Origin of the sequence: Streptomyces thermodiastaticus (genome assembly GCF_014656135.1) — a bacterium.
In the GTDB taxonomy this organism is placed as follows: Bacteria; Actinomycetota; Actinomycetes; order Streptomycetales; family Streptomycetaceae; genus Streptomyces; species Streptomyces thermodiastaticus.
In genome coordinates, this window is record NZ_BNBV01000007.1 from 13963 (window position 1) to 30905 (window position 16943).

The 16943-nt window shown below is 72.8% G+C and carries 18 protein-coding genes; 5 read left to right on the forward strand and 13 right to left on the reverse strand.

The window, feature by feature from the left end:
* The first annotated feature begins 35 nt into the window (after positions 1-35).
* The 3 genes from pstC to pstB are packed head-to-tail and all read left to right on the forward strand — an operon-like array spanning position 36 to position 2923.
* Entirely contained in the window at positions 36-1043 is a 1008-nt protein-coding gene (gene pstC, locus IE286_RS09020; protein WP_189796108.1) for a phosphate ABC transporter permease subunit PstC, read from the forward strand.
* On the forward strand, positions 1040-2104 hold the full coding sequence (gene pstA, locus IE286_RS09025; RefSeq protein ID WP_189796109.1) for a phosphate ABC transporter permease PstA: 1065 nt from the start codon (positions 1040-1042) through the stop codon (positions 2102-2104). The genes pstC and pstA overlap by 4 nt, the downstream gene beginning before the upstream one ends.
* Positions 2105-2146: 42 nt before the next feature.
* Positions 2147-2923 (forward strand): phosphate ABC transporter ATP-binding protein PstB, encoded by a 777-nt coding sequence (pstB, locus tag IE286_RS09030; RefSeq protein WP_189796110.1) that lies wholly within the window; start codon positions 2147-2149, stop codon positions 2921-2923.
* A gap of 125 nt (positions 2924-3048) precedes the next feature.
* On the opposite strand, the gene IE286_RS09035 is transcribed toward pstB, so the two are convergent.
* Both IE286_RS09035 and IE286_RS09040 read right to left on the reverse strand, forming a co-directional pair.
* Positions 3049-4047: an inorganic phosphate transporter gene (locus tag IE286_RS09035; RefSeq protein ID WP_189796111.1), complete on the reverse strand. Its 999-nt coding sequence runs from the start codon at positions 4045-4047 to the stop codon at positions 3049-3051.
* A 7-nt stretch (positions 4048-4054) separates the two neighbouring features.
* Positions 4055-4675: a DUF47 domain-containing protein gene (locus tag IE286_RS09040; RefSeq protein WP_189427813.1), complete on the reverse strand. Its 621-nt coding sequence runs from the start codon at positions 4673-4675 to the stop codon at positions 4055-4057.
* Positions 4676-4894: 219 nt separating this feature from the next.
* Here IE286_RS09040 and IE286_RS09045 point away from each other — a divergent pair, with 219 nt between their 5' ends.
* Positions 4895-5254, forward strand: a complete 360-nt coding sequence (locus tag IE286_RS09045) for a metal-sensitive transcriptional regulator (RefSeq protein ID WP_189796112.1) — start codon at positions 4895-4897, stop codon at positions 5252-5254.
* 16 nt (positions 5255-5270) lie between these two features.
* Here the strand turns inward: IE286_RS09045 and IE286_RS09050 are convergent, their stop codons facing one another.
* Both IE286_RS09050 and IE286_RS09055 read right to left on the reverse strand, forming a co-directional pair.
* On the reverse strand, positions 5271-5438 hold the full coding sequence (locus IE286_RS09050) for a hypothetical protein (protein WP_189796293.1): 168 nt from the start codon (positions 5436-5438) through the stop codon (positions 5271-5273).
* A gap of 202 nt (positions 5439-5640) precedes the next feature.
* Entirely contained in the window at positions 5641-6471 is an 831-nt protein-coding gene (locus IE286_RS09055) for an SCO4651 family lipoprotein (RefSeq protein ID WP_189796113.1), read from the reverse strand.
* Positions 6472-6661: 190 nt separating this feature from the next.
* Here IE286_RS09055 and IE286_RS09060 point away from each other — a divergent pair, with 190 nt between their 5' ends.
* Positions 6662-6877, forward strand: coding sequence for a hypothetical protein (locus IE286_RS09060; RefSeq protein ID WP_189796294.1), 216 nt, complete (start codon positions 6662-6664; stop codon positions 6875-6877).
* A 37-nt stretch (positions 6878-6914) separates the two neighbouring features.
* Here the strand turns inward: IE286_RS09060 and IE286_RS09065 are convergent, their stop codons facing one another.
* From IE286_RS09065 to IE286_RS09105, 9 genes are all read right to left on the reverse strand, one after another.
* A complete protein-coding gene (locus IE286_RS09065; protein WP_189796114.1) occupies positions 6915-7337 on the reverse strand; it encodes an NUDIX hydrolase in 423 nt (140 codons plus the stop codon).
* Positions 7334-8407, reverse strand: coding sequence for a CHAD domain-containing protein (locus tag IE286_RS09070; RefSeq protein WP_189796115.1), 1074 nt, complete (start codon positions 8405-8407; stop codon positions 7334-7336). Before IE286_RS09070 ends, IE286_RS09065 begins: the two co-directional genes overlap by 4 nt.
* Positions 8388-10628, reverse strand: coding sequence for an RNA degradosome polyphosphate kinase (locus IE286_RS09075; RefSeq protein WP_189796116.1), 2241 nt, complete (start codon positions 10626-10628; stop codon positions 8388-8390). The genes IE286_RS09070 and IE286_RS09075 overlap by 20 nt, the downstream gene beginning before the upstream one ends.
* 395 nt (positions 10629-11023) lie before the next feature.
* Complete coding sequence (gene mshD / locus IE286_RS09080; protein ID WP_189796117.1) at positions 11024-11944, reverse strand: mycothiol synthase; 921 nt, start codon at positions 11942-11944, stop codon at positions 11024-11026.
* A 66-nt stretch (positions 11945-12010) separates the two neighbouring features.
* Entirely contained in the window at positions 12011-13504 is a 1494-nt protein-coding gene (locus tag IE286_RS09085; RefSeq protein WP_189796118.1) for a sensor histidine kinase, read from the reverse strand.
* On the reverse strand, positions 13501-14241 hold the full coding sequence (locus tag IE286_RS09090; protein ID WP_189796119.1) for a response regulator transcription factor: 741 nt from the start codon (positions 14239-14241) through the stop codon (positions 13501-13503). The genes IE286_RS09085 and IE286_RS09090 overlap by 4 nt, the downstream gene beginning before the upstream one ends.
* 113 nt (positions 14242-14354) lie before the next feature.
* Complete coding sequence (locus IE286_RS09095) at positions 14355-14573, reverse strand: hypothetical protein (RefSeq protein WP_189796120.1); 219 nt, start codon at positions 14571-14573, stop codon at positions 14355-14357.
* 72 nt (positions 14574-14645) lie between these two features.
* On the reverse strand, positions 14646-15788 hold the full coding sequence (locus IE286_RS09100) for a S1C family serine protease (protein ID WP_189796121.1): 1143 nt from the start codon (positions 15786-15788) through the stop codon (positions 14646-14648).
* 127 nt (positions 15789-15915) lie between these two features.
* Positions 15916-16938 (reverse strand): LacI family DNA-binding transcriptional regulator, encoded by a 1023-nt coding sequence (locus IE286_RS09105; RefSeq protein ID WP_189796122.1) that lies wholly within the window; start codon positions 16936-16938, stop codon positions 15916-15918.
* Positions 16939-16943 lie beyond the last annotated feature (5 nt).

The window sequence follows — 16943 nt, forward strand, 5'->3', positions numbered from 1 at the left end:
CCTGAAGGGTACGGCTCCGCAGACCGGAGAAGCCGATGCAGACATCCACACAGCACACCGACCCCGCTTCGACCCTGACGGCGCCGGACCGGGCCGCCGCCCGGCCCGATGCCCGGGGCGTGATGCGCCCCGGCGACCGCGTCTTCCTCGGTCTGTCCCGCGGGGCCGGCATCCTGCTTCTGGTGATCATGGCCGCGATCGCGGTCTTCCTCACCTACCGCGCCGTCCTCGCCATCAGCAAGGACGACGGCAACTTCCTGACCACCTTCGAATGGAACACCGGCGTGCTGCCGGCGAAGTTCGGCATCGCCGTGCTCGCGTTCGGCACGCTCGTCTCGTCGGTCGTCGCCATGGCCCTGGCGGTGCCCGTCGCCGTGGGCATCGCCCTGTTCCTCACCCACTACGCGCCGCGCCGGCTGGCCGGCCCCATCGCCTATGTGATCGACCTGCTGGCCGCCGTGCCGTCGATCGTCTACGGCCTGTGGGGCGCCCTGGTGCTCGTGCCGCACCTGAACGGCCTGTACGGATGGCTGGACACCGTCCTCGGCTGGACCGGCGTGCTGTCCTGGCAGGGCGGTGCCCCGCGCTCGCTGCTCACCGTCGGCATCCTGCTGGCGATCATGATCCTGCCGATCATCACCAACGTCAGCCGTGAGGTGTTCCGGCAGGTGCCGCGCATGCACGAGGAGGCCGCCCTGGCCCTCGGCGCCACCCGGTGGGAGGTCGTCCGCATGGCGGTGCTGCCCTTCGGGCGCTCCGGGGTGATCTCCGCCTCGATGCTCGGTCTGGGCCGTGCGCTCGGCGAGACGATGGCCGTGGCCACCGTGCTCTCCCCGACCTTCGACATCCAGGCCAGCCTGCTCGACCCGGGCGGCGGCACTTTCGCGCAGAACATCGCGAGCAAGTTCAACGAGGCCACCGAGTTCGGCCAGGACGCGCTGATCGCCTCCGGTCTCGTGCTGTTCGTGATCACTCTGCTGGTCAACGGCGCCGCCCGCCTGATCATCAACCGTCGCTCGGAGTACTCGGGGGCCCACGCATGACAACTCCGGCCGTCACCGACCGTCCCGCCGGCGCGCTGCGCGGCGGCCGCCTGCCGAGGTGGTTCCCGCTCGCCGTCGTCGCGGCCTCGATCGTCGTCGCCGTGGCCATCGGCCTGGGCGCGGGCCTGCACAGCACGGTGCAGTGGGGGCTGATCGCCGCGCTGCTCGCCGTGGGCGGCACCTACGCCGTCGCCGCCCGCGTCGAGGGCCGCCGGCAGGCCAGGGACCGGGTGGCCACCAGCCTGGTCTGGGTCTGCTTCCTCGTCGCCGTGATCCCGCTGGCCTCCCTGATCTGGGCCACCCTCCGGCGCGGCGTGAAGGTGCTGGACGGCTACTTCCTCACCCACTCCATGGCCGGGGTCGCCGACACCGAACCCGGCGGCGGCGTCTACCACGCCCTGCTCGGCACCCTGGAACAGGTGGGCCTGGCCACCGTGATCGCCGTGCCGGTCGGGGTGCTCACCGCGGTCTACCTGGTGGAGTACGGGCGCGGAGGACTGGCCCGGGCGGTCACCTTCTTCGTCGACGTCATGACGGGCATCCCGTCGATCGTCGCCGGGCTGTTCGTGCTCAGCTTCTGGATCCTGATCCTTAAGATGGGCTACTCCGGCTTCGCCGGTTCGCTGGCCCTGGCGATCCTGATGATGCCGGTGGTGGTCCGCTCCACCGAGGAGATGCTCAAGCTGGTGCCGCGCGAGCTGCGCGAGGCCTCCCTCGCCCTCGGCGTGCCGAAGTGGCGGACGATCCTGAAGGTGGTCCTGCCGACCAGTCTGGGCGGCATCGTCACCGGTGTGATGCTCTCCATCGCCCGCGTCACCGGCGAGACCGCCCCGGTGCTGCTGCTGGTGTGGGGGACGAACTTCATCAACGCCAACCCCTTCAGCGATCCGCAGGCCTCGCTGCCGCTGTTCATCTACCAGCAGTACGCCAACAGCGCCGGCGCCGGAGCCGCCTACGACCGTGCCTGGGCGGCGGCCCTCACTCTCATCGCCTTCGTGATGATCCTCAACCTGGTGGCGCGCGGCATCGCCCGCTTCACGGCGCCCACGACCGGTCGCTGACGCGGCCCTGCAAGCGACCGAGACGGAACGGAAGGGACAGCCATGTCCAAACGCATCGATGTGAGCGGGCTCACCGCCTACTACGGCGCCCACAAGGCGATCGAGGACATCTCGATGACCATCGAGCCACGCACGGTGACGGCGTTCATCGGGCCGTCCGGCTGCGGCAAGTCGACGTTCCTGCGCACGCTGAACCGGATGCACGAGGTCACCCCGGGCGGCCGGGTCGAGGGCAAGGTGCTGCTGGACGGCGAGGACCTGTACGGGCCCGGGGTGGACCCGGTCGCCGTGCGGCGCCAGGTGGGGATGGTCTTCCAGCGGCCCAACCCCTTCCCCACCATGTCCGTCTTCGACAACGTGGCCGCCGGGCTCCGGCTGAACGGCGTGCGGAAGAAGAGCGACCTGAGCGACATCGTGGAGAAGTCGCTCAAGGGCGCCAACCTGTGGAACGAGGTCAAGGACCGCCTGGACAAGCCGGGCGCCGGGCTCTCCGGCGGTCAGCAGCAGCGGCTGTGCATCGCCCGTGCGATCGCGGTCGAGCCGGAGGTGCTGCTGATGGACGAGCCCTGCTCCGCGCTCGACCCGATCTCCACGCTCGCCGTCGAGGACCTGATCGGGGAGCTGAAGGAGCGGTTCACGATCGTCATCGTGACGCACAACATGCAGCAGGCCGCGCGGGTGTCGGACCGGACGGCGTTCTTCAACCTGGCCGGGGTGGGCCGGCCGGGCCGGCTGATCGAGATAGACGACACCGAGCGGATCTTCTCCAACCCGTCGGTGCAGGCGACGGAGGACTACATCTCCGGCCGCTTCGGCTGACAGTCGCCCGTGCCGGCCGTCAGGACTCCTCGCGGTGCTGCATGGCGGTGCCGCCGCGAGGACGCGAAAAGGGCCCGTCCCCGGATCCGGATCCGGGGACGGGCCCGCGCGTTCGCGAGGCCGGCCTACAGGATCGCCAGCCTTATCAGCCAGAAGACGACCGCCGAGACGATCGCGGCGGCCGGCATGGTGATGAACCAGCCCACCACGATGTTCTTCGCCACGCCCCAGCGGACCGCGTTGACCCGCTTGGTGGCGCCCACGCCCATGATCGCCGAGGTGATCACATGGGTGGTGGAGATCGGCGCGTGGAACACGAACGCGGTGCCGAACATGATCGACGCGCCGGTCGCCTCGGCCGCGAACCCCTGCGGCGGGTCCAGCTCGATGATCTTGCGGCCCAGGGTGCGCATGATGCGCCAGCCGCCCGCGTAGGTGCCCAGCGACAGCATCAGGGCGGAGACCAGCTTCACCCACACCGGGATCGGGTCGCCGTAGGTCTCCACCCCGCCGATGACCAGGGCCATCACCACGACACCCATGGTCTTCTGGGCGTCCTGCAGACCGTGGCCGAGGGCCATGCCGGCCGCGGAGACGGTCTGCGCTATGCGGAAGCCGCGCTTGGCCTTGTGCGGGTTGGTGCGGCGGAAGATCCACATGATGGCCGCCATCACCAGGTAGCCGACGATCAGGCCGATCACCGGCGACAGGAACATCGGGGTGACGACCTTGTCGACCACGCCCGACCAGTGCACGGCCGTGCCGCCGGCGAGTGCCGCGCCGACCAGGCCGCCGAACAGGGCGTGGGAGGAGGACGAGGGGAGCCCGAAGTACCAGGTGATCAGGTTCCAGACGATCGCGCCGAGCAGGGCCGCGAAGAGGATGCCCATGCCCCGGCTGCTGGTGGGGGTCTCGATCAGGCCCTCACTGACGGTCTTGGCGACGCCGCTGCCGAGGAAGGCACCGGCGAGGTTCATCACCGCCGCCATGCCGAGCGCCGCCCGCGGGGTCAGGGCGCGGGTGGAGACCGAGGTGGCGATGGCGTTGGCGGAGTCGTGGAATCCGTTGGTGTAGGCGAAGCCCAGGGCGACCAGGATGGTCAGGATCAGAGCGAAGGTGTCCATGGACGCCTCAGGACTCCTTGACCGCGATGGTCTCCACCGTGTTCGCCACGTGCTCGAAGGCGTCCGCCGCCTCCTCCAGTACGTCCACGATCTGCTTGAGCTTGAGCACCTCGATCGCGTCGTACTTGCCGTTGAACAGGTGGGCGAGGAGTTTGCGGTGGATCTGATCCGCCTGGTTCTCCAGGCGGTTCACCTCGATCCAGTACTCGGTGAGGTTCTCCATCGTGCGCAGATGCGGCATGGCCTCGGCGGTCAGCTCCGCCGCCCGGGCCAGGACCTCGATCTGCTGCTCGACGCCCCGCGGCAGCTCCTCGATGTTGTAGAGGACGACCAGGTCGACGGCCTCCTCCATGAAGTCCATGATGTCGTCCAGGGACGACGCGAGGGAGTAGATGTCCTCGCGGTCGAAGGGCGTGATGAACGAGGAGTTCAGCTGGTGGAAGATCGCGTGCGTGGCGTCGTCGCCCGCGTGCTCCGCGGCCCGCATACGCTCTGCGATCTCGGCCCGGGCGGAGGCGTCCGCCCCGAGCAGTTCCAAAAGGAGTTTCGAGCCCGCGACGATGTTGTCCGCGGACGCGGCGAACATGTCGTAGAAGCTCGTCTCCCTGGGGGTCAGACGAAAGCGCACGTGGGGTCCTCGGGGTGCATCGGTGTCGGTCAGGGTGATGCTAAGCGCATCATCCGGCCACGGCTAAGAGCCCGGGGCTCTCGCATGGGGCCGTTCCCCAGTGTCACCCATGCCGCACGGTGATCTTTCTGGAGGGGCCCGCGCAGCGGAGAATTCGGTACGATATACCCGCCAGGGGTATATCGGGCCCCGGTGACGGTGTACCGACAGGAGGACGCGATGACGACCACCGAGGCCGGCGTGCCGGCGCCCTCCGGGGCCACCGTCGACGAGCCGCACGGGCACGAGCAGCACCCCACGTACGGCTACCACCAGCAGAAGGACGAGCACCTCAAGCGCCTGCGCCGGATCGAGGGGCAGATCCGCGGGCTGCAGCGGATGGTCGACGAGGACGTCTACTGCATCGACATACTCACCCAGGTCTCGGCCTCCACCAAGGCGCTGCAGTCCTTCGCCCTGCAGCTGCTGGAGGAGCATCTGCGCCACTGCGTCGCCGACGCCGCCGTCAAGGGCGGCACCGAGATCGACGCGAAAGTGGAGGAGGCCACCAAGGCCATCGGGCGGCTGCTGCGCACCTGACCGGGCGGCACCGGACTCAGACGGTGTCGGCGGGGTGCTCCTCGCGCACCCGCAGCACTCTGTCGATGCTCTCCAGACTGAGCCGCTCCGGGGCCGCCGAGGCGGCGATGATCAGCTCTCCGCACAGCTCGATCTCGGCGAGGGCCACGTGGTCCTGCACCGTCGCACCGCAGACCGGAGCCACGCGCACCACCTCTTCTCCGCTGTCACCTTGACGGCCGGGTCCCGCTGCCGCGCCTGCTGCCCACGGGCAGCGCGGGGCGGCTGGACGCACCGGCCGGATTCAGGGTAGGGAGCGCGCCATGTGCCGCGCATGGCACCAAAGGGCTAGTTCGCCGGTCATTTCCGCCAGGGCCAGGTCGCCGGTCATGTCCGCCCCGCGCCCTTCAGCCCTCGGCGATCCGCCCGGTGTAGATGTCCTCCTCGTCCGGCAGCGTCACGCTCACCGGGGTCCCGAACCCGTACAGCAGGGTGGTGGCGTAGACGGCCACGGCGCCGTCGCGGTGGCTGCCGGCGAAGGAGAAACGCTGCCGCAGCTTGCGGATCCGGCCCTGGTCGTCGAGGTAGACGTCGAACGGGACGTCGGCCGTGGCGAACCCGCCGGCCGCCGCGCGCAGCGAGGCCGCCCCGGACGACGGGGCGCTGCGGGCCGCCAGGGCGAGATCGGCCGTGCCGCGGTAGTGGCGCACGGCGACCCCCGCCACCCGGGTCTCGCCCACGTAGGACGCCGTGCGGGTGCCGCGCAGCACCTCGGCCGCGGCGCAGGGGTCGGTGGCGCCGCCGGTGACGAGGTTGCCGTCGGAGAGGGTGGCCGTGTCCACCCGCACCCATTTGTCGGCGGGCACCCCCGCGCCCCGGTTCTTCATGTACAGGGCGCCGGGGGCGAGGAGTTCGGTGATGGGCCGGTGCACCGGGACGCCGGTCGGGCCCGGCGGCAGCACCAGCGTCAGCCGGCCCAGCTGCCGGCGGAAGTCGTACACGCCCGTGCTGCGGATCGTCACCCGGGTGCCGCCGACGGCCGTCTCCAGCGACGTCCGCGCCTGGGAACTGCCCGCCGCGCGCAGGACGTCGGGCGCCTGCCGCAGGAGCTGCACCGGGGTGACGAACGCGCGTGCGTCCTGTGCGGCGACCCCGTCACCGGCGCAGCCGCCGGTGCCCGCGCAGACCGCCAGGACCGCGGCGAGCACCGCCGCCGTCCGCCGCCGCCCCTGAGCCATCGCCGTCCACCCCCAGCCGCTCGCGTCTCCTGGGCCCCTCGCCGTCCCCTCGGACGACTCGTCGTCCGGTTGACGACGAGCAGGGAACGTCGTCCGGTTAACGACGAGTAGGGAACGCCGTCACGCCCCGGACCGCAGGCGGCCGCGCGTGGCAACCTGCCGTTCACCTGCACCCGCTAGCGTCCCCGCCGTGACCCGGCAGAAGAAGGACGGCGGCGCCCGGCGGCAGCCGGAGCGGCCGGAGGACGGCGCGGAGGACGGCGCGGAGCAGGTCGTCCACCGTGCGGAGACGGTGGAGCGGGGACGGTTCTGCCTGGCCCGCTGCACCTGCGGCTGGCGCGGCCCGGCCCGCCGGGCACGCAGTCTGGCCCGCAGGGACGCGGAGCGGCACGCCGGCGGGGAGTGAGCCGGGACAGCGGGAAGCGAGCCCCGGCGCGGGCGGGTCAGGACGGGCGCAGGACGTCCAGCAGCTCGTCGACCAGGGCGCGGTCCCGGACCTGCGTCAGCCGGGCGCGCGCGGCCTCGGGCGGCAGCCAGGTGAGGCGGTCCACCTCCGCGGTGGGGGTGAAGCGGCCCCCGGCGGCCTCGGCCGCCCAGTACCGCACCTGCTTGGGGCGGCCGCGCGCCCAGTAGTGCACGCTGCTCAGTTCCGCGCCGGGCACGGCCGTGTACCCGGTCTCCTCGGCCACCTCGCGCAGGGCGCCGGCGAGCGGGTCCTCGCCGGGCTTGAGCTTGCCCTTGGGCCAGGACCAGTCGTCGTAGCGGGGACGGTGGACCAGGCACAGCTCCACGGCGCCGTCCACCGGGGAGCGGCGCCACAGCACACAGCCCGCCGCCCGGACGGTCTCCTCGTGCGCCGATGTCACCGGTCACCTCCTCGTCCGGCGCCGACCGGCCGGCGCAGCCAGGCGCGCTGGAAGGCGAACCGTGCCGCCTCCACCGCGTGCCGCTGGTCGGCGTGGAGCACGCCGAGCACGTACGCCGTCGCCGGGGCGATGCGCGGGGTGCGGGCCGCCGCGGCCGCGGCGGCGGCCGCCTCGGCGGCGTCGCGGTGCCGGTCCAGGGCCCGGCTCGCCGCCGGCAGCCGGGAATCCGCCGGCGCCTCGCCGTGCAGCACCTCACGGGCGTAGCGGTGCAGCCGCAGCAGCAGCCGGACCTGGTGCCAGGGGGCATCCTGCGGGTGCGGGGCGGGCTGCGGGGACAGGCCGTCGGCCAGCGCCGAGGCGTTGTACGGGCTGCCCGCGGTGATCAGGGGAAGGGCGGCGACGGCGTCGGTGAGGCGTTCCTCGGCGGAGCGTGCCGCGGCGCGCAGGTCGGCGCCGCGGGCTCCAGGGGCGAGGGGGACGTCGCCGGCGAGCACGGCGACCTGGTCCGCCAGGGCGTGGAAGCGGGCCGACCCCAAGGCCTGCAGGGCCTCGGAGTGGGCGCGGGCGCGGGCGAGGGTGAGCCGGCGGTCCAGCAGCGCGCCCGCTCTGGCGGCGCCCACGGTGAGGTCGCCGGTGCCGTGGTGGCCGGCCGGCGGTGCGGGCGGGGCGAGGGCGGGGGCGTCGCGGTGGGCGGACGGTGTGCCGTCGGGCGGCTGGGTCTGCGGGGAGAGCCGGTGCAGGGCGAGCAGCAGCCGCTCCCGGCGCTCCTGCAGGGCGTGCTCGCGGGCCAGGGTGCCCGACAGCCAGGCCAGTTCGGGGCGCAGCTGCTCCGCCCAGGTCTCCTCCAGCAGGGTGCGGAAGGTGTGCAGGGTGCCGCTGATGCGGCGGGCCGCGCGGCGCAGGGCACGGGCGGTGTCCGCGGAGGCGGCCCGGGCGGCGCCGGATCCCTGGTGCGGGCCGAGCGCTCGCAGGAACTCGGTGGCCTGGAAGCGCAGATAGGCCGCGAGGGCGTCGGCGGGCACCCGGCCGCCGGCCGCGGGGCCGGCCGGATCAGGGAGTCGTGGTGCCACGCCGGCGCCTCCGGGCGTCGATGAGCATCTCCTGGATGCAGGGCAGGGGCCGGCCGTCCGCGTCGACGGCGTGCCGGGTCCACTCGCCGTCGGGGCCGAGGTGCCAGGAGGCCGTGGTGTCGGACATGCCGGTCTCCAGCAGCCGGTTGAGGGTGGCCCGGTGGCCGGGGTCGGTGACCCGGACCAGGGCCTCGATCCGCCGGTCGAGGTTGCGGTGCATCATGTCCGCGCTGCCGATCCACACCTCCGGTTCGCCGCCGTTGCCGAAGACGAAGACACGGGAGTGCTCCAGGAAGCGGCCGAGGACCGAGCGGACCCGGATGTTCTCCGACAGGCCGGGCACACCGGGGCGCAGCGCGCAGATGCCGCGCACCCACACGTCGACCGGGACCCCGGCCTGGGAGGCGCGGTAGAGGGCGTCGACGATCGCCTCGTCCACCATGGAGTTGACCTTGATGCGGATGAAGGCGGGCCGGCCGGCGCGGTGGTGCTGGATCTCCTTCTCGATGCGGGTGATCAGCCCGTCCCGCAGGGACTTGGGGGCGACCAGCAGCCGGCGGTAGGTCTCGCGGCGGGAGTAGCCGGAGAGCCGGTTGAACAGGTCGGACAGGTCGGCGCCGACCTGCGGGTCGGCGGTGAGCAGGCCGAGGTCCTCGTACAGCCGGGCGGTCTTGGGGTGGTAGTTGCCGGTGCCGACGTGGCTGTAGCGGCGCAGGGTGTCGTTGCCCTCCTGGCGGACCACCAGGGACAGCTTGCAGTGGGTCTTCAGCCCGACCAGGCCGTAGACGACGTGGCAGCCCGCCTCCTCCAGTTTCCGCGCCCACTTGATGTTGGCGTGCTCGTCGAACCGGGCCTTGATCTCCACCAGGACCAGGACCTGCTTGCCGGACTCGGCGGCGTCGATGAGCGCGTCGACGATCGGGGAGTCGCCCGAGGTGCGGTACAGGGTCTGCTTGATGGCCAGCACGTCCGGGTCGGCGGCGGCCTGTTCCAGGAAGGCCTGGACGGAGGTGGAGAAGGAGTCGTAAGGGTGGTGCAGCAGGATGTCGCGGTTGCGCAGTGCGGCGAAGATGTCCGGCGGGGACGACGACTCCATCTCGGCCAGGTCGCGGTGGGTGCCGGCGACGAACTTGGGGTACTTCAGCTCGGGCCGGTCCAGGTCGTGGATGCGGAACAGGCCGGTGAGGTCGAGCGGGCCGGGCAGCGGGTAGACCTCCGCCTCGGAGATCTTCAGCTCGCGCACCAGCAGGTCCAGCACCTCGCGGTCGATGGACTCCTCCACCTCCAGGCGCACCGGCGGCCCGAAGCGGCGCCGCATCAGCTCCTTCTCCAGGGCCTGGAGCAGGTTCTCCGCGTCGTCCTCCTCCACCTCCAGGTCCTCGTTGCGGGTGAGCCGGAAGGCGTGGTGCTCCAGCACCTCCATGCCCGGGAACAGCTCCTCCAGGTGGGCGGCGATGACGTCCTCCAGCGGGACGTAACGGCCCGGAGAGCTCTCCAGGAAGCGGGGCAGCAGCGGCGGCACCTTCACCCGGGCGAAGTGCCGGTGCCCGGTGAGCGGGTTGCGCACCACCACGGCCAGGTTCAGCGACAGGCCGGAGATGTACGGGAAGGGGTGCGCGGGGTCCACGGCCAGCGGGGTGAGCACCGGGAAGATGCGCTGCCGGAACAGGGTGAACAGGCGGGCCTGCTCCTTGTCGGTCAGCTCGTTCCAGCGGACCAGGTGGATGCCTTCCTCGGCGAGGGCGGGGGCGACGTCCTCGTGGAAGCAGGCGGCGTGCCGGGCCATCAGCTCGCGCGAGCGCGCCCAGATCATCTCCAGCACCTCGCGCGGCTGCAGCCCGGAGGCGGAGCGGGTGGCCACGCCGGTGGCGATCCGGCGTTTGAGTCCGGCGACGCGGACCATGAAGAACTCGTCCAGGTTGCTCGCGAAGATCGCGAGGAAGTTCGCCCGCTCCAGCAGCGGGGTGTTCGGGTCCTCGGCCAGTTCCAGGACCCGCTCGTTGAAGGCGAGCCAGCTGCGTTCCCGGTCCAGGAACCGGCCCTGCGGCAACTGGTCGCCGCCCTGGCCCGTCGCCTCGTAGGAGCCGAGATCGGCGTCCAGGCCGGAGTCCAGATCGGGCACCGGCGCGGCCACGGTGTGCGACCGGTGGGCGGCTATGGAGCCCACGGAGGGCTGACGCGGCGGTACCGGCGTGGCTGCCTGGGTGTCTGGCTGGCTCATGAACCTATTCTTCCGCGCTTGAGGCCGGTCAGGCGCGTCGAAAGGGGCGGGCGGGAGCACGGAGGCGGACGCGGCTTCGGACCCGTGCGAGCCGGTCACGCCGGGCTCGCCGGCCCGGGCGGCACGCCGTGCGGCGTCGCCGGCCGTCCCGGCGCCGCCACGGCGTCCTGCTCCGGCGCGCGGCGCACGGCGCCGGACGGTCTTCCCCTGCCGTCCGGCCCGGTCCTGCGGGGTGCCGGGCGGGGAGGGCTCTGGCACAGCGGGTTCCATTGCGTGAGCGTCGCAAGGCCGTCTGAACGGCCGGTTACAGCGGCGTGACCTGCCGGAAAGCGGAAGGCGGCCCGGCGGTCACCGACCCGCGGGCCGCCCGGGGGGCGCGGGCGCCGGCCGCGGGATCAGGTCTCGGTGCGGTACATCAGGTCCGTCTCGTACGTGGTGAAGCCGAGCCGCTCGTACACCGACACCGCCGCCTTGTTGTCGGCGTCGACGTAGAGCATGGCGGTCGGCAGGCCCTGGCCGGCCAGGTGCCGCAGGCCGATCAGGGTGAGCGCCTTGCCCAGGCCGCCGCCCTGGGAGCCGGGCCGCACCCCGAGGACGTACACCTCGCCCAGCTGCTCCTCGGCGTGGACCTTGGTCCAGTGGAAGCCGATCAGCCGGCCGTCGCGTTCGGCGAGGAAGAATCCGCGCGGGTCGAACCAGGGTTCGGCCTTGCGGTCGTCCAGGTCCCGCTGGGTCAGCGAGCCCTGCTCGGGGTGGTGGGCGAACGCCTCCGCGTTCAGCCGCAGCCAGGCGGCGTCGTCCTCGCCGGGCACGAAGGTGCGGACCGTGACGCCCTCGGGCAGCACCGGCTCGGGCAGCTCGAAGCCGGTCAGCGGGCGGCGCATCTGGCGCAGCTCGCGGAACAGGGTCAGGCCGAGGACCTGGGACAGGTGCCGGGCGGCCGCGTGCCCGCCGTGCGCCCACACCCGCAGCCGCCTGCCGGAGGCGTTCAGCAGCGCGGTGCCCAGGGCCCGGCCATGGCCGCGCCCGCGGTGGGCGGGGTGGACGACCAGCTCGGCGGCGGGCGCCTCCACCGGGTCCGTGTCCTGCAGCTGCGCGTAGCCGACCAGCTCGCCGTCGGCGTACAGCAGCAGATGGGAGACGCCTTCCCGGGCGCCGCCGCGCAGCTGCAGCCGGCCCTGCTCGGACACCGCCTGCCGCCCGTCGGCACGGGCGGCCGCCGCCAGCAGTTCGCCGACGGCGTCGGCCTGGTCCGGGGAGAGTTCGGCGAAGGTCTGCGGTGAACGGGCCATCGGTGCGGTGTCGTCGCTGGTCATGCGACCGAGCGTACAGAGCGCGTGCACAGCCCGCCGCCGTGTCCGCCCCGGCGGTGGGAACGGCTGCTACTGCGGCTGGTCCGCCGGGTGGGCGGGGATCTCCGGGGGCGGGGTCGGGGCGCCGGGCAGCCGTACCGTGGCGACGGTGCCGCCGCCCTTCGCCGGGGCGAGACGGACCTCGCCGCCGGCCTGCTGGACGGTGCGGGCCACGATGGACAGGCCGAGGCCCGAGCCGGGCAGGGCGCGGGCGCTGGGGGAGCGCCAGAAGCGGTCGAAGACGTGGGGAAGTTCCTCCGCCGCGATGCCCGGCCCGTGGTCCCGCACGGTCAGCTCGCCGTCGTGCAGCCGCACCTCGATGGTGCCGCCGTCGGGGCTGAACTTCACCGCGTTGTCCAGGATGTTGACCACCGCCCGCTCCAGCGCGGCGGGCTCCCCGCGGACGTACCAGTCGTCCAGCTCGGCGGTGATGGTCAGCTCCGGGCCGCGCAGCCGGGCGCGGCGCAGCGCCTCCTGCACGGTGTCGTGGAAGGCGATCACCTGGATGCGTTCACCGCGCTGGCCCTCGGAGCGGGACAGCTCCTGCAGGTCGCCGATGAGCGAGGCCAGCTCGGTCATCTGCGCCGTGACCGAGGCGAGCAGCGCCTTGCGGTCCGCCTCGGGCAGCGGGCGGCCCGTCTCCTCGCTGCGGCTGAGCAGTTCGATGTTGGTGCGCAGCGAGGTCAGCGGGGTCCGCAGCTCGTGTCCGGCGTCGGCGATCAGCTGCTGCTGCAGCTCCCGGGAGGACGCCAGGGAGGCGGTCATCGAGTTGAAGGACCGGGACAGGCGGGCGATCTCGTCCTCGCTGTCGTCCTCCACGGGGATGCGGATGGTCAGGTCCTCGGTGCGGGCGACGTGTTCCACGGCCGCGGTGAGCCGGTCCACGGGGCGCAGTCCGGCCCGGGCGACGGCCAGGCCCGCGGCGCCCGCGCCGACCACTCCTATGCCGGAGACCAGCAGCAGGATCAGCGCCAGGTCCTTCAGCGTGGCCTGGGTGCTCTTCAGCGGGCTGGCGACGAGCAGGGCGGTGCCGGGGAACAGGTGCGGCTGGTCGCCCAGGCCCTGGGTGACGATCAGCGGCAGGGTGAGCACCCGTACGGCGTTGCCGTCGCCGTCGACGCCGTTGCGGAACACCAGCCGGCCCTCCCCGGCCGTGGCCTCGCGGATCACGGCCTTGTCGGAGGCGGTCACCTTCACCACGCCCGCCGAGTTGGAGGAGACGCACGCCGTCCCGTCCGCTTTGACCAGCTGCAGGTAGTAGGCGTCCCGGGTGCGCAGCTCGTTGGGGGTGGTCTCGGGGGTCTGGGTGCAGTCGGCGAGGGCGCCGACCACCTCCGAGTACTGCTGCGGCCGTTTGGTCGCCTGTTTCAGGTCGTCGTCGACCTGGTCGTACAGCTTGCCCTGAACGAGAAACCAGCAGGTGACCGACACCGCGGCCACGCCGAACGCCACCGCCGCCGCGACCAGCAGGGCCAGCCGTGAGCGGATCGGCAGCGACCGGAAGCGGCGCCGCAGTGCGTTCACTCCGCGCCGCCCTGCCGCAGCACGTACCCGACGCCCCGCACCGTGTGCACCAGGCGCGGCTCGCCGCCGGCCTCGGTCTTGCGGCGCAGGTACATCACGTACACGTCCAGGGAGTTCGACGACGGCTCGAAGTCGAAGCCCCACACCGCCTTCAGGATCTGCTCACGGGTGAGCACCTGCCGCGGGTGGGCCATGAACATCTCCAGCAGCGTGAACTCGGTGCGGGTCAGCTCCACCGCGCGGCTGCCGCGGGTGACCTCGCGGGTGGCCAGGTCCATGCGCAGGTCGGCGAAGGTGAGCACGTCGTCGTCCTCGGCCGCGCCCGTCACGGCCTTGGCGTAGGAGCTGCGGCGCAGCAGGGCGCGGATCCGGGCGAACAGCTCGTCCAGCTCGAACGGCTTGACCAGGTAGTCGTCCGCGCCGGCGTCCAGGCCGGTGACGCGGTCGCCGACGGTGTCGCGGGCGGTGAGCATCAGCACCGGCGTGGTGTCGCCGGCGGCGCGCATCCGGCGGGCGGCGGTCAGGCCGTCCATGCGGGGCATCTGGATGTCGAGGACCACCAGGTCCGGCTGGTAGGTGCCGGCCTTCTGCAGTGCCTCGGCGCCGTCGGCGGCGACCTCGGTGTCGTACCCCTCGAAGGCCAGGCTGCGCTGGAGTGCTTCGCGCACCGCAGGCTCGTCGTCGACGATCAGGATGCGCTGCGGGTCACGGTCACGGTCGCCGTCGGCGGGGCTCATCGCTCGCTGTTCCTCGGTTTCCTCGTCGGTCGTCGGGGACCCTCTCAGCCTCCCACGTCCCGCTGCGGCCGTGTGCCCACCGGCCCCGGCTCCTCAGCCGCGCACGGGCCGCATCAGGCCGCGATCGCGGTGAGGCGGTGCAGCGGCACCTTGGCGCGGCGCGGGCGGACGGCCGGGGTGCGCAGCCCCATCAGCTCGGGCACCGCCACGGTCCTCGGGGCGTCGGCGAAGGGGCGGTGCAGGTCCTCGGCGACGACGAGGGCGAGGGCGACGCCCTCGGGGCGGCAGGCGTCGGTGGTGTCGGCCTTTTCGTGCACAACCTGGTGGATCATGGCGTACTCCTTGTCGTGCGGTGCTGCCGTTCGCAGTCCGTCGTCGCCGGGCCGGGCCCGCGGCGGCACCCGTCAGCTCTGGGTGCCGGAGCGCAGTTCGGCCAGGTCGGCCTTGACGGTGTTGATCGGGATGGCGAAGCCCAGGCCGACGCTGCCGGCGCTGGCGGAGTCCGAGCCGGAGGAGGCCGAGTACATCGCCGAGTTGATGCCGATGACGTTGCCGTTCGCGTCGATCAGGGCGCCGCCGGAGTTGCCGGGGTTCAGGGAGGCGTCGGTCTGGATGGCCTTGTAGGTGGTGGTGGAGGAGCCGGGGTCGCCGTTGAAGCGGCGGCCGCCGAACTCGAACGGCCACCGGCCGTCGCCCTGCCCCTGGTCGTTGTCGGTGGACACGGTGACGTCCCGGTCGAGGGCGGAGACGATGCCGGCGGTGACGGTGCCGGTCAGGCCCTCGGGCGAGCCGATGGCGACGACCGGGTCACCCACCGCCACACCGTCGGAGTTGCCGAGGGTGGCCGGCTTCAGGCCCGAGGCGCCCCCCGCCTCGACGAGGGCGAGGTCCTTGGAGCTGTCGGTGCCGACGACCCGCGCGTCGTAGCTGTGGCCGTCGCTGGTGCGCACCTGGACGGAGCCGGCGTTCGCTATGACGTGGTTGTTGGTGAGGATCTCGCCGCGGCTGCTGATGATCACACCGGAGCCGGTGGAGGTGCCGTTCGGCAGCGACGCGGTGATCTCCACGACGCTGGGGCTGACCGCCTTGGCGATCGCTGCGATGCTGCCGCGCTCGCTGGTGGGCACCACGTCGGTGCTGGTGGCGCTGGAGGCGACCGTGTTCTGGCCGGTCAGCTCCTGGAGGGCGTACGCGGTGCCGCCGCCGACGGCCGCGGCGGCGATCGCCACGGCGGCGAGCAGGGCGAGCGGTCCCTTGGCGCGTTTCTTCGGCGCGGGCGCGGCGGCGGGCGGCGCGGGCGGGACGCCCGGTCCGGACGGTCCGCCGGGCGCGCCGTAGGAGGGGAACACCGCGGTCGGCAGCACCGCGGTGCCGTCGCCGCCCTGCGCCTGTCCGCCGTAGGGACGGCCCGAGGGGCCGGCCGGCGGGGGCGGCCACTCCGCGTTCACGTCGTACGAGGCGTGCTGCTGCTGGTACGGGGACGGGGACTGGCCCTCGCTCGGGGAGGGCTGGGCGTACGCGTCGCTGCGGCGGATGCTCTCGGTCATGTCAGTGAGAGTGACCCGGGATCATGAGAGCCGCCTGAGTGCTCGCTGAGAAGCCCGGCAGAACCTTGTATGCCCGATATAAAGACGCAGGCCGGGCGCGTTCAGGGTGCGGGGCGCTGCCGCGCGGCTACGCGCAGCCGCAGGAGCGGCGGACGACCAGACGGGACGGGAAGACCTTCAGCCGCTCGCGCCGGGACCCGGCGAACCGCGGCCCGTCGTCGAGCACCAGGTCCACGGCCGCGCGGGCCATCGCCGACCGGTCGGAGGCGACCGTGGTCAGCGGCGGGTCCGCCAGCGCCGCCTCCTTGATGTCGTCGAACCCGGCCACCGCCAGCTCGCCCGGCACGTCGATGCGCAGCTCCCGGGCCGCCCGCAGCAGGCCGATCGCCTGGTCGTCGGTGGAGCAGAAGACCGCCGGGGGACGGTCGGGGCCGGAGAGCAGGTCCAGGGCGACGCGGTAGGCGTCGTAGCGGTTGTACGGCGCCTGGATCAGGCGGCCCTCGGTGGACAGCCCGGCCTCGGCCATGGCGCGCCGCCACCCCTCGACGTGGTCGGAGACCGGGTCGCCCACGGGCGGGGTCTCGGCGGTGCCGCCCATGCAGGCGACGTACTCGTAGCCGTGCTCCAGCAGGTGCCGCACGGCCAGCTGGGCGCCGCCCAGGTCGTCGGTGACCACGGCGACGTCGTCGATGGCCTCGGGTCGCTCGTGCAGCAGCACCACCCGGGCGTCCCAGGCGTCGATCTCTGCGGCCGCGAGGTCGTTGAGCGCGTGCGAGACGAGGATCATGCCGGAGACCCGCATCCCGAGGAAGGCCCGCAGATAGTGGACCTCGCGTTCGGCGACGTAGTCGCTGTTGCCGACCAGGACCATCTTGCCGCGCTCGGCGGCGGCCCACTCCACGGCGTGCGCCATCTCCCCGAAGAACGGCTGCCGGGCGTCGGGGATGATCAGGCCTATCAGGTCGGTGCGGCGGGACGCCATGGCCTGGGCGACCCGGTCGGGCCGGTAGCCCAGCTGCTTGATCGCGGCGAGGACGCGCTCCCGTGTGGCCGGGGCGACCGGCCGGGGTCCGTTGTTGATGACATAGCTGACCACGGCGGTGGAGGTCCCCGCCAGCTTCGCCACGTCGTCCCTAGTCACCTTGGCCACGCGCG